The sequence below is a fragment of the Glaciecola sp. KUL10 genome (assembly GCF_003203515.1).
Taxonomy (GTDB): domain Bacteria; phylum Pseudomonadota; class Gammaproteobacteria; order Enterobacterales; family Alteromonadaceae; genus Glaciecola.
The window spans coordinates 62179-74551 of record NZ_BGNG01000011.1 but is presented as its reverse complement, the minus strand read 5'-3'; the positions used below and the strand labels follow the sequence as shown (position 1 = coordinate 74551).

At 41.4% G+C, this 12373-nt stretch carries 11 protein-coding genes; 2 read left to right on the top strand and 9 right to left on the bottom strand.

Features of this window, described 5'->3' with window-relative positions; all coding sequences use genetic code 11:
• Nucleotides 1-80 precede the first annotated feature (80 nt).
• From cysN to KUL10_RS15795, 8 genes are all read right to left on the bottom strand, one after another.
• Nucleotides 81-1493 carry a sulfate adenylyltransferase subunit CysN gene (gene cysN, locus KUL10_RS15830; RefSeq protein ID WP_110429921.1) on the bottom strand — a complete coding sequence of 471 codons (1413 nt, stop codon included), beginning with the start codon at nucleotides 1491-1493 and terminating at the stop codon, nucleotides 81-83.
• A 1-nt stretch (nucleotide 1494) separates the two neighbouring features.
• Entirely contained in the window at nucleotides 1495-2292 is a 798-nt protein-coding gene (cysQ, locus tag KUL10_RS15825; RefSeq protein ID WP_110429920.1) for a 3'(2'),5'-bisphosphate nucleotidase CysQ, read from the bottom strand.
• Nucleotides 2292-2885: an adenylyl-sulfate kinase gene (gene cysC, locus KUL10_RS15820; RefSeq protein ID WP_110429919.1), complete on the bottom strand. Its 594-nt coding sequence runs from the start codon at nucleotides 2883-2885 to the stop codon at nucleotides 2292-2294. Before cysC ends, cysQ begins: the two co-directional genes overlap by 1 nt.
• Before the next feature lies 1 nt (nucleotide 2886).
• The gene (gene cysD / locus KUL10_RS15815) at nucleotides 2887-3798 is read right to left on the bottom strand and encodes a sulfate adenylyltransferase subunit CysD (RefSeq protein ID WP_110429918.1); all 912 of its coding nucleotides are present in this window, start codon (nucleotides 3796-3798) and stop codon (nucleotides 2887-2889) included.
• 188 nt (nucleotides 3799-3986) lie between these two features.
• On the bottom strand, nucleotides 3987-5207 hold the full coding sequence (locus KUL10_RS15810) for an EAL and HDOD domain-containing protein (protein ID WP_110429917.1): 1221 nt from the start codon (nucleotides 5205-5207) through the stop codon (nucleotides 3987-3989).
• A gap of 20 nt (nucleotides 5208-5227) precedes the next feature.
• Complete coding sequence (gene putP, locus KUL10_RS15805; protein WP_110429916.1) at nucleotides 5228-6745, bottom strand: sodium/proline symporter PutP; 1518 nt, start codon at nucleotides 6743-6745, stop codon at nucleotides 5228-5230.
• A 186-nt stretch (nucleotides 6746-6931) separates the two neighbouring features.
• The gene (locus tag KUL10_RS15800; RefSeq protein WP_110429915.1) at nucleotides 6932-7645 is read right to left on the bottom strand and encodes a DUF3379 family protein; all 714 of its coding nucleotides are present in this window, start codon (nucleotides 7643-7645) and stop codon (nucleotides 6932-6934) included.
• Entirely contained in the window at nucleotides 7638-8195 is a 558-nt protein-coding gene (locus KUL10_RS15795; protein WP_110429914.1) for a sigma-70 family RNA polymerase sigma factor, read from the bottom strand. The genes KUL10_RS15800 and KUL10_RS15795 overlap by 8 nt, the downstream gene beginning before the upstream one ends.
• A gap of 81 nt (nucleotides 8196-8276) precedes the next feature.
• Between KUL10_RS15795 and KUL10_RS15790 the strand changes: the two genes are divergently transcribed.
• Together KUL10_RS15790 and KUL10_RS15785 are read left to right on the top strand one after the other, a co-directional pair.
• On the top strand, nucleotides 8277-8801 hold the full coding sequence (locus KUL10_RS15790) for a thioesterase family protein (protein ID WP_233499857.1): 525 nt from the start codon (nucleotides 8277-8279) through the stop codon (nucleotides 8799-8801).
• Nucleotides 8802-9045: 244 nt separating this feature from the next.
• The gene (locus KUL10_RS15785; protein ID WP_110429913.1) at nucleotides 9046-10377 is read left to right on the top strand and encodes a diguanylate cyclase; all 1332 of its coding nucleotides are present in this window, start codon (nucleotides 9046-9048) and stop codon (nucleotides 10375-10377) included.
• A gap of 72 nt (nucleotides 10378-10449) precedes the next feature.
• On the opposite strand, the gene KUL10_RS15780 is transcribed toward KUL10_RS15785, so the two are convergent.
• Nucleotides 10450-12336, bottom strand: coding sequence for a DUF885 family protein (locus KUL10_RS15780; RefSeq protein WP_110429912.1), 1887 nt, complete (start codon nucleotides 12334-12336; stop codon nucleotides 10450-10452).
• Nucleotides 12337-12373 lie beyond the last annotated feature (37 nt).

Sequence of the window (12373 nt, the reverse complement as noted above, 5' to 3'; positions counted from 1 at the left end):
AAACCAAAAATGCAACCTAGGTAGTTAGCATAATCACTAAGTGCCTAAGTTGCATTATTAACTTATCTTAATTATCGCGTTTAGCTAGTGCTTTTCGAGATATCTAATGCATTCCAATGAGGGAAGTGCTTTCTCACTAATTGGTTAAACTCAAGTTCAAACTCTGAATACTCGTGTTGACCTTGCTGATCTTGCGTTTCCGAAATTACCATTCCGGCTCCTACCGTTCCATTGGTCAATCTATCTATGATGATAAATGCACCGGTAGCACGATTTTCAGTGTAGGCATCACAAGCTACGTTTTGTGTTAGCTTGATGTCTGCCACAGCAATTTCGTTTAAGTTGAGATGCAGAGCTTCAGTGTGCTCTAGTGTGTTGACATCAATAAGATAATCGACACTTGAAACGCTACCAGAAACCAGTTTAGTCGCAAACTTAAAGCTATATTGCTTATTTGGGATCATGGCGTCTTCAGACATCCACACCATATGTGTTTTGTAGGTGTTGCTGTTAAGAGGCAGCGAGTCGCTTTTGACAATCATATCACCGCGAGAAATATCGATCTCATCATTCAGCGTAAGCGTTACAGCATTTGATGCTACCCCTTCTTCGAGGTCACCATCGAAGGTAGAGATAGTCTTCACAGTTGATGTTTTACCAGATGGCAGTGCCGTTATTGCGTCTCCAGGTTTGATTGAACCAGAAACAATCGTACCTGCAAAGCCTCTAAAGTTAAGGTGAGGACGGTTAACGTATTGCACTGGGAATCTAAACTCTTGGTGTGCTTGTGATGAAATCTCTACATTTTCGAGTAATTCCATCAACAAGTCGCCTTTGAACCAAGGTGTTTGCTCGCTGCGGTTAACAACATTATCGCCTTCTAATGCTGAAATCGGCACAAAGCGAATGTCAGGGATATCTAATTGCTTGGAAAACTCTAAATAATCTTTCTTGATTGATTCGTAAACGTCTTCGCGGTAGTCCATCAAGTCCATTTTGTTAACTGCAACGATAACGTGCTTAATACCTAACAATGAGACTAAGAAAGAGTGACGCTTAGACTGAGTTTTAACTCCCGCTCTTGCATCAATCAAAATGATAGCAAGGTCACACGTCGAAGCACCCGTTACCATATTGCGAGTGTATTGCTCGTGTCCCGGTGTATCAGCGATGATGAACTTACGCTTTTCAGTCGAGAAATAACGATAAGCTACATCAATAGTAATACCTTGTTCTCGTTCCGACTGAAGACCATCAACTAACAGTGCTAAGTCTACTTTTTCGCCTGTAGTACCTACTTTTTTACTGTCTTTAGTAATTGCAGCTAACTGATCTTCGTAGATCATTTTTGAATCGTGTAGCAAGCGGCCTATTAATGTGCTTTTACCGTCATCAACGCTTCCGCATGTTAAAAAACGCATGAGGTCTTTTTTCTCATGCTGCTCTAAGTACGACAATATGTCGCTTTTCAATAATTCGTTTTCGTTATTCATATTAACAACTTACCAAGAAATAGGGGTTCAAAAGGGAGTCTTTTTGGTTGTAGCGCAGTGGGTGTGCGTCAGGGTTTAGCGCGTTGTCGGCATCAAGTACCGTAACTTTTGCGCCAGCTGCCAAAGCAACCGCGTGTGCTGCTCCAGTATCCCACTCGCTAGTTGGACCAACGCGAGGATAGAGATGAGCTTCACCACTTGCTACTAGACAAAGTTTCAGGGAGCTACCCATTGCCACGAGCTCAGATTCTCCACCCAGTGCATCAAGAATTTTATTGATTTCTGGACTTTGGTGCGAGCGGCTTCCAACTATCTTCCACGTTTCACCTGCTCGATGCGGTTGAGCAGAAATCGCTGTTTTAACGCCATTGTCATTTAAGTAGGCAAATTCACCGACTTTACCCGCATAGGTTTTATTGATAGCGGGGGCATGCACCACACCAAAAGTCGGCTCACCATATTCGATTAGAGCGATATTTACAGTAAATTCACCGTTTTTCTTGATAAATTCCTTTGTTCCATCTAATGGGTCAACTAACCAATATCGCGTCCAAGATTTGCGCGTTGCCCAGTCGATATCTGCTGACTCCTCAGACAATATCGGTAAGTCGGAAACGGCTTTTAGTCCATCAACAATATGGTGGTGAGCAGCTAGATCAGCCTCGGTTAACGGGCTAGAATCAGACTTGTCGTAAACGGCGAAGTCTTTCTCATAAATTTCCATTATTTTACTGCCCGCTTCTATTGCGATTTGTGTCACTTTTTCAGCTAGGTCTTGTGATAACGTCCAATCTGTCATTACACTAATCCTTTCTCAATAAGCGCATTAAACAAACGCTCTGCGGTCACTTCAGGCGCTTCGTCTTTATACGCTAGATGAACTTCCGGTGAGTCTGGCGCTTCATATGCAGAGTCTATGCCTGTGAAGTTTTTGATGTCCCCACTACGCGCTTTTTTATAAAGACCTTTGGGATCTCGTTGTTCGCAAACTTCTAAAGGAGTATCCACGAATACTTCAATAAACTCATTCTCTTGAAGCAATGACCTACAAAAGTCTCTATCAGCCTTAAATGGCGAAATAAAAGCAGTAATTAATATCGTACCAGAGTCGACGAAAAGCTTAGCGACTTCGCTTATGCGTCTAATGTTTTCAACGCGCGCTTTGTCATCAAAACCCAAGTCGCCGCATAAGCCATGTCTGACGTTGTCACCGTCTAGCAAATAGGTTTTACGCTTTTGTTCAAATAGCTTCTTTTCTAACAGGTTGGCAACCGTTGATTTACCGGAGCCCGACAAACCTGTTAGCCAAATAACGCTAGGTTTTTGATTAAGGGCCTTAGCACGACTCGCTTTGTCGACTTCGTGCTCATGCCATACAATGTTGTTAGACATCTTAGAAGTATCCTTCCATTTTTTTCTTTTCCATTGAGCCAGAAGAATCATGGTCAATCACGCGACCCTGTCGTTCTGAAGTTTTGGTTAAGAGCATTTCTTGGATAACTTCGGGAAGCGTGTCTGCTTCAGATTCAACAGCACCGGTCAATGGGTAACATCCAAGTGTTCTGAAGCGCACTGAACGCATTTCTGGCTTTTCACCCGGCTCTAGTGGCATGCGGTCGTCGTCAACCATAAAGTATGTGCCATCGCGTTTTACAACCGGGCGAGGCTTAGCAAGATACAATGATGGAATTTCAATATTCTCAAGATAGATGTACTGCCAGATATCTAGCTCAGTCCAATTTGACATGGGGAAAACGCGAATTGACTCGCCTTTATTAATTTGTGAGTTGTAGATATTCCATAATTCAGGGCGTTGGTTTTTGGGGTCCCATCTGTGGTTTTCATCACGGAAGGAGTAAACGCGTTCTTTTGCACGTGACTTCTCTTCGTCACGACGCGCACCACCAAAGGCAGCATCAAACTTGTATTTGTCTAACGCTTGTTTAAGCGCGACTGTTTTCATGATGTCTGTGTGTTTCGCACTTCCATGCGTAAACGGACCTACACCTTGTTCGATCCCTTCTTGGTTTGTATGAACCAACAGGTTTAAGTTGTGCTTTTTAGCCATTTCATCGCGGAACTGAATCATTTCCTTAAATTTCCACGTGGTATCAACGTGTAATAATGGGAAAGGTATAGTACCAGGAGCAAATGCTTTGCGCGCTAGATGTAACAATACTGATGAGTCTTTACCAACGGAATAAAGCATGACTGGATTGTCAAATTCGGCGGCCACTTCTCGGAAAATCTGAATGCTTTCAGCTTCGAGTTGTTTAAGGTGAGTGATGTTAGGTTGAGCTGACATGGATGTTTAAAACTCCTGTATATGCAATTAATCTATATGCATAGAACTTTAGCATATTAAACGACCGGGCGTTTAAGAACATCTATTATATTTTGCTATTTATCATTCCTTTTATATGCCTAAAAGGTTGGACATGTTTCATTTATGTTATAAAGCAAGTTTAATCAGAGATATGTCTTATTATTCAACTAACTAATATCATCTAACCTGTCTTCGGACCATCTCAATGTTTGTTCATACTCTGAAAGCAATGCGTGATAATCAACGCCAAGTTTAGTGCAGCCTTGTTCCATTTCTTTCCAATTGGCTTTTTCAAAGTCAACACATACCTGTAAAAACTCTGCTAGCCAGCCTTCTTTTTCGAGCAAGGCTTTTTTGATGTTTTCACTTAACGGTAAACTTGAGATTATTTCATTTAGGTCTGCATCGAGCATTGCATCGATAAGTGAGAGCATGCCTGCAAGGAACGCACTGGACTCGTCGGGAATTTTTTTGGTAGCTGAGGCAAGCACCTCACAGAATTTAGCGCGATGCATAGACATTCTGATTAATTCGCCCGGTTTACCTTCACCGAATTGAGCGGCAAACAATAACATTATGAAGCGCTCAAGTTCTTTTTGGCCGAGTGCTACTACAGCTTGTCTTATATTTTCTATTGCTTTACGCCTCTTAAACATTGGCGACTGTGCATAGCGCAAAAGTTTAAAGGATAAGGTGACGTCAAGCTCAAATAATTGAGTGACTTTATTTGTGTTGACATCAGGTTTACTAATTTCATTAAGTAAAGTCGTCAAGGTCGTTTGAGAAGGTGTCAAAGCTACGCTTTTTATGACTTCAGGGCGGGCGAAAAAGTAACCTTGAAAGTATTTAAAACCAAGTTTTTTGGCCTCTTCAAACTCTTCGTGTGTTTCAACTTTTTCTGCTAATAGCTCAATATGCGGATATTTAGCGGCAGCTTTGATCGTTTGCTCAATTTCTTCGCGAGATGAAAGCATATAGTCGACTTTGATAATTTTGACTAGTGGGTAAAAAGCTTCCCATGTTATGTCATGGACAAAATCATCAAGTGCAACAATATATCCCTTGGCGTGAAGCGTACGAAGGCGAACATAAAGTTCTTTTGTGGGTTCTGCTGTTTCCAGTACTTCGACGACTATTTTTTCGTTCGGCAATAAAAGCGGATAACCGCCAAGTAAGGTTTTTTGGGTAAAGTTGATAAAGGCTAATTTACCTGACGCAATACGATCTAAGCCTAGATCGAGTTGTAAGCCCTCAATCATCTTTGATGTGGCTTTTTCTTCATCAACATCAGGAAATACGTTGTCTAGACTAGTGCGAAATAGCAACTCGTAACCGAACAAGTTGCGATTCGCATCTAATATTGGTTGTCTAGCGGCAAAAAAGCTCATTCTTTAGTTTTCTATTAACTTTATTGTTTTTCTCTTTGCAGTGTATCGGCAAACTCAGAAAAAAGTGCAGCCACTTTTGGGTCTTTTTCTGGAAAGAGCTTCGTCAGAACTATGATGACTGCACTAGAAATTATAAAACCGGGGATAATTTCGTAAATCACCGCTGATAAACTGCTGCCATCTGCACCAAGAGGTGCATAAATCCAAATTAAGACAGTCAATGCGCCTGATACGATACCGCCGATGGCTGCTTTTTTAGACATGTTTTTCCAGAGTAGCGAGAACAATATAAGTGGACCAAACGCAGCGCCAAAGCCAGCCCAAGCGTTACTAACTAAACTTAATATTGAGCTGTTTGAATCTGAAGCTAATAAAATGGCGGCAAATGCCACTGCGACAACTGAAAGTCTGCCGATTAACACTTGCTGTTTTTCAGAGGCCTGCTTATTGAGAAATGCAGCATACACGTCTCTAGTAAGTGAACTCGAAGTCACCAAGAGTTGAGATGAAATGGTACTCATTATCGCTGCTAAAATCGCTGCAAGTAAAAAGCCACCAATCAAAGGGTGAAACAGCAACTGAGACAAAGTAATGAAAATGGTTTCTGGATCATCTAAAGTTTGCCCGGTGGACGTGACGTAAGCGAGGCCAAATAAGCCAGTCGCTGCCGCACCAAATAAAGAAACAATCATCCAAGACATGCCAATTCGTCTCGCAGCCGGCAGCTGTTTTATACTGCTTATCGCCATAAACCTTACAATTATATGGGGCTGTCCAAAATAGCCCAATCCCCACGACATCAAAGATATTGTGCCAATTAGGGTAATAGTGGCTCCCGTGCTCGCATCAATAGAAAGAGATAACAAATTAGGGTTGATATCACTTAGTGTTTGCATCGTCGCACCAATGCCGCCTAGTTCAAAAACAACCACAGTTGGTACTAGGACAAGCGCGATAAACATGATCACACCTTGTACGAAGTCGGTTAAGCTGACCGCCATAAAACCACCAAACAAGGTATAACAGACCACGACGCTAGCAGTTAAATAGAGACCAACGGTGTAGTTTAAACCAAATGAAGTATCAAAGAGCTTTCCTCCTGCGGCCAAGCCAGAAGAAGTATATAGCGTAAAGAATATTATGATTACCACGGCTGAGATAATGCGAAGTGAACGCGAGCTATCAAAAAATCTATTTTCAAAGTAATCGGGCAGGGTAATCGCGTCGTTTGCAACTTGCGTAAATACGCGTAAACGCGGAGCAACAATCAAGTAGTTTAACCATGCGCCAAGGCATAAGCCAAACGCAATCCACAATGAAGAAGCCCCTGCTAGATACATGGCTCCGGGCACACCCATTAACATCCAACCACTCATATCGGACGCACCTGCTGATAAAGCTGTTACCGGTGCACTAAGCTTTCGCCCACCTAAAAGATAACCTGATGATGTTTCTTCGTTACTGCGAAATGCATATAAACCAATACCCAACATGGCTGCAAAATATAGGATCAACGATATTACGGTGCCTGTTTCCATATAGACAAATTACCTTAATTGCTTCAATCATTTACAAGGGTAACATCTATATACTTTAATCTAAACCGAAGTGCTTTATTCGGCGTCAACTATAAAACAAGTCATTGAAGAATATAACACCGAAGAAACGTCATTGGTTAATGACGTTTCTTCGTGGGAACGCGCCGTTATGACTGAAGTGGCGCGCTAAGCAGAAAATCTAAGCGTCTGCTGGGCACTTTCTTTCACACTTTTCACTTCTTCACCATCTTCACCAACGATAATAATCTTGGCTGATTCGAGTAAAAAGGATGTACCAAACATAGTCGCGCTGTTGAATGTTTCTTGCAGTGACTCGGTTAGGTCTTCAGGCATGACGAACATATTAATGAGTCCGTTTTCGCCCCTTATAATCAAGTGTAAGCTTTTGATTTTGTCTAAGTAACAGTAGTTAGCTGAGACTACTTCGCCTAAGTCACCATTGACACTGCCGTTAAAGGTTGCCATTTTTGAATTAACTTGTTCAAGGTCTACGTTACCATTGCTCATCATCATCTCTTTTGCCATATAGGCTTCGTCTACATGAGCAAACACATCATTCGCCAGCGCGTTACCGGATATGGGCTGCATGACGTTGAATGTTAAGACCGCTGCAACCGCAACAGAAGCAGCCATTGCAATGTACCAAGGGCGTTGATTACGCCCTTCTTGGCGTTCTTCAAAGGATTGCTTGAGAAGCAATTTGTCAGCAAGATTATCAGGTACTTTAACTTGGGTCGCCGCAAAAATTTGATTGTCTAGCGCTTTTACTTCATTCCAAAATGCTTGTTTAGCAGGGTTTGCTTTTGCAGCTTCGATTACGTCTGCGTCTTGGGTGTTTGGATCAGCATAAATAGTACGTCTAAATGTCAATTCATCCATTTACGGTCACTCCCATTTCTTCATTTGCTTTTAAAGCATCTTTAATTTGATTTCGAGCTCTAAATAATCGTGTCATAACAGTATTTTTGTTTAACCCTAGCTGCTTCGCAATTTCATCACCTGTAAAGCCCATGATAACTTGGAGCATCAAAGGCTCTCGATACTCTTCGTTCAAGCTCGACATAATATTGCGTAATTCGCGATGTTCAAGTGCCACATCATTAATATCATTTGGATCAGCTACCGAAACATCATCTATATCTACTAAGTCGAATTGTTTACGTTCGAATCTACGGGCGTTTTCGCGCCGAAGAATGGTAATCAACCATGACTTAGCGGCAGCTTCATCTTTTAGAGAATCAAGTGATTTCCAAGCCCTCAAAAATGTCTCTTGAACCACGTCTTCGGCTATTGCCTTGTCTTTTATTAGCCACAATGCATAGCGATACACATCTGCATGTAGGGCTTTGACTAGGGCTTCATATCGTTGTTGTTTTTTCATCATGTCAGAAGAGACCGTGGCCGTAGATTTTTTCTTTCCTGAAAACATAATTTTTTTCTTGTATAAACAAATCGTGACATAAGCCTAAGTGATAAATGGATTTTTATCGACTTCGGTTTGGAAAAATGAGTGAATTGTGATGAAGTTGTGATGTTTGGCATCAAATATTTTAGAGAGTTAATCGTTATGCATTCAATTGGTAAGCATGAAGTAAGTTTAAGAATTCGCGTTCGGTATTCTGAGTGTGATGCCCAGCAAGTGGTGTTTAACGCAAGATATGCGGATTATGCAGACTTGGCGGCCACTGAGTATATGCGAGCATTACTCGGGTCTTTTCAAGCATTACTAGAGAGTGGATACGACAACCAGGTCGTCAGTCTTCAACTTGATTGGAAAGCTTCAGCTGTATTCGATGACATATTGTTGTTAGCTTGCAAGCTGGATCATGTTGGGAATACCTCCTTTCGATTACAGACTGAAATGTTTGTAGACAAGCATAATGAGCGAAAACTTGTTGCAACAGCAAAAACAACATATGTTGTCGTTGATGCTAAGTCCTATACCAAAGCGTCGATTCCACCTTCAATGAGAGCGTTATTTAAGCATGATCTCGAGGCATTTATTGACCAATCTGGTGAGTGCGCAAAGACCTAAAACTGCTGATTAGTTTTGGGACCAAACCTATGGAATTGCAAGAACGTGGTGCAAACACTTAGATTGCTCAATGTAATGAGTTGGTACTAAATATTTCATTTGAAATTTATTCCAAAGTATAAAATTTAGCCAAAAATGAAATAAAAAATAGGCTAAATACTAATAAAGTGCTAATAATGTACGATATAACTTACAGGGTTATGCGCCATTCGCATTTTATTAGTTTAACTTGGAAACAGAAGTAATGAAAATAGCGTTATTTGAATCAAGTGGTACCATGAGAGAGATTACAAAGAAAGCATGTTCTCCTCGAGACACACAATGGGTTGAATTTGAATACTTTGGTGAAAGTGGAATCCAATCAATTCAAAAAGATAAATACGATGCGATAATTACTTCTAAAGAGTTTGCACAGGGCTCGTTGGCGGACATGGTTAAACATACTCGCACAAGTAAGCTCAACAAAGAAACCCCGCTCTTTTTATTCACCAGTGATCTCACGCAAGACGCAATGGATCAAGCATTTGACTTGGGCGTTACGGATGTGTTTTTCAAACAAGAATTACCTGCGCTTGCTGATACACTCTCGAAAATTGCGACATTCCCCAAAAGTGTTGAAGGTGCAAAAGTATTATTAGTTGAGGACAATCGCGCTGTCTCGGATTATTACTCCAAAATTCTAAAGTCAATCAATTGTGAGGTCATTCAAACTGATAACTGTGACGCCGCCGATGCAATTCTGAAGAATGAATCTATTGAACTAGTTGTGACCGATTTGAATCTAGAAGGCGGAGGGCAAGGACAACGAATTATTCACAGTATGCGCCATAACGAAACTATAATTTTTAACAAAATACCTATCATGGTGCTCTCTAGTATTAGCACCTTACAAGTTCAGACTGGCTTGTTCTTTCTTGGCATAGATGACTTTTTAATGAAGCCAGTTTTACCTCTTCAGTTTTCATTGAGAGCTGTAAACTTAATCAAGAAATTTAGAGTTTACAAACAAGCCGAACAGCACGCTTCTGAACTCAGAGACATTGCACACTACGATAAACTTACTAAAATTTATAACCGTCATGGCTTTGAGGATATTGCTTCATTTTGTGTCGCAAATTGTCAGCGCCAAGTTAACTCAGTCTTGGGTGTTATGTTTATAGATCTAGATGAGTTTAAACCGGTCAACGACAAACATGGCCATGAAGCTGGTGACGAGGTATTAATCAAAGTCGCAAAAGAATTAAAGATATTGTTGCGTGATCAAGACGTTTTAGCGCGGTGGGGTGGTGATGAGTTTGTCGTTTTGTTAAATCAATGCGATGTCAGATTTATTCAAGCCATCTGTAACCGTGTTAAAGAAGCGTTTGATCGAAAGGCGTCTGAATGGTTTGGGGTAACCGCTAGCATCGGTCTAGCCTATGGTGAGCCTAAAAATTATCAGGATATTTTGGATTATATTAAGCGAGCTGACACTAAGATGTATGACGAAAAAAAAGAAAAGGTTCGGCTTAACATGAAAAGATACATTGAAAAAAATCTTAAAAATGATGCAGCATTGCAGGCGAAAAGTATTTAAATTGAAACTGTTAAACATGGCGACTCTCGCAATGGATTGTACCTAAGCGAGAGTCGACTCCTTTTTTAAGCCTTAAGCCTTTTTGCTAGACTCAATCCACGCATCAATTTTTTGCTCCAGTAAAGTCATTGGAACGGGGCCATCTTTCAATATTTCATCATGAAAACCACGATAGTCAAATTTGTCACCCAATGCGTTTTTCGCTTTTTCCCTAAGCTCCATGATCTTTAGCTTTCCAATCATATAAGCGGTCGCTTGCCCCGGCATGGCAATATAGCGCTCAATTGCTTTTACCGAGTCAGCCTCAGGGTTAGGTGTATTATCAATCAGGTATTGAATGGCTTTTTCGCGCGACCATTTCATTTCGTGGATGCCGGTATCTACCACTAGACGGCATGCTCGCCATAACTCCATCGCTAAGCGGCCAAAATCAGAGTAGGGGTCTTCATAAAAGCCCATATCTTTGCCCAGTTCTTCGGTATATAAGCCCCAACCTTCTGTGTAAGCAGTAAATGAGACATATTTCTGGAATTCAGGAATGCCCTCAAGCTCTTGCGCGATGGCGCGTTGCATATGGTGCCCCGGAATGCCTTCGTGGTAGGCCAAAGCTTCCATTTGATAAGTGGGCATACTGCGCATGTCGTATAAATTGGCGTAGTAAATTCCCGGACGAGAACCGTCTTTTGATGGACTTTGATAAAAAGCTTTACCCGCTGATTGCTCTCTAAAGGCTTCTACGCGCTTGATAATCATGCGTGCTTTTGGTGTGATCCCAAAATATTCAGGGATTTTGGCTTCCATTTTATCAATGTATTCTTTGGCCTCGCGCATATAGCGCTCGCGACCCTCATCACTGTCGGCATAGTAAAATTGGTCGTCGTTGCGCATAAATTCGAAAAAGTCTTTCATGCTGCCGTCAAAGCCGACTTGTTGCATGATTTCTTTCATCGCATTGTGAATGCGCTCAACATTTTGCAAACCAATCCTATGTACTTCTTCTGCATTTAAATCGGTAGTGGTGAACCATTCTAAACGGTTTTTGTACCACTCACTGCCATCAGGTAAACGCCATACGCCGTCGCCTTCAGGGCTGAGTTGCCTTTGCTTTTCAAGTTCAGCCATCAGTTTTTGGTAAGCAGGCATGACTTGATTTACCAGTGCTGAACGGGCTTGCTCTACAAGCGCTGTTTTTTCTGCATTGGAAATCTCTAAAGCATCTACCTTGCTTTTGAAATCAATCCAAATAGTTGAGTCAGTACTACTTTCAGTAAATGGATTGCCTTTAATTACGTTAGCCGACGCTTGAATCATTTGGTCATAAGCCCACTTTGGTGGAAATACGCCTAACTCTTCTCTCAATCTAAGTTGCTCGACGACTTGATCAAACAAAGGTGATACTTTTTCTAAACGACTGACATAAGCTTGCGCATCGCTTTTATCGCTAACTCGGTGAATGTTAATTAAAAAGCTAGGGACAGTGGTATGCCATGCTCTAAACTGATGCATGATATAGGTATGAAGGCGGTATTCGTCATTCGCTAAGCGTCTTTCTAAATCGGCGATATAAATCGCAAGGCTCATTTTTTCTGAATCGTCTAATGCACTTTGGTCAAATGATTGAGCGGTCGCTAGGCGTTGCTTCATGATGGCGAGATCTTCATCGGATCGTGCGTTTGAGATATCTCCCCATTTGTCATAATCCCACTTATAGCCTAAATAGGATTGATACATGGGAGAGCGCTTTAAATCTTCATCAAAACTTTGTTCGAAAAACGAGGCCAATTTGGCGGATTCGCTTTGTACGCTCTGCTCTGTTGTTGCTTGAGCCTGCTGCGAAGCCGTATTTGTATTACTAGCTTCTTGGGCGGGTGAGCAGGCAGTAATTGCAGTAAATACTGCCGATAGAGCAAAGACTTTGAGGCCTTGTTTGTAAAACGTCGAAGTGGTATTTGTTTTCAAGTTGTTCTGTCCTTTTATCTTTCTTATTATTTTAATA

Bases quoted from the DNA above. Each gene is read 5' to 3' on its own strand.
- cysQ (WP_110429920.1), bottom strand. From the start codon at position 2,292: ATGACAGATTGGACGTTATCACAAGACCTAGCTGAAAAAGTGACACAA.
- KUL10_RS15800 (WP_110429915.1), bottom strand. From the start codon at position 7,645: ATGGATGAATTGACATTTAGACGTACTATTTATGCTGATCCAAACACC.
- KUL10_RS15810 (WP_110429917.1), bottom strand. From the start codon at position 5,207: ATGAGCTTTTTTGCCGCTAGACAACCAATATTAGATGCGAATCGCAAC.
- cysN (WP_110429921.1), bottom strand. From the start codon at position 1,493: ATGAATAACGAAAACGAATTATTGAAAAGCGACATATTGTCGTACTTA.
- putP (WP_110429916.1), bottom strand. From the start codon at position 6,745: ATGGAAACAGGCACCGTAATATCGTTGATCCTATATTTTGCAGCCATG.
- KUL10_RS15795 (WP_110429914.1), bottom strand. From the start codon at position 8,195: ATGTTTTCAGGAAAGAAAAAATCTACGGCCACGGTCTCTTCTGACATG.
- KUL10_RS15785 (WP_110429913.1), top strand. From the start codon at position 9,046: ATGAAAATAGCGTTATTTGAATCAAGTGGTACCATGAGAGAGATTACA.
- cysD (WP_110429918.1), bottom strand. From the start codon at position 3,798: ATGTCAGCTCAACCTAACATCACTCACCTTAAACAACTCGAAGCTGAA.
- cysC (WP_110429919.1), bottom strand. From the start codon at position 2,885: ATGTCTAACAACATTGTATGGCATGAGCACGAAGTCGACAAAGCGAGT.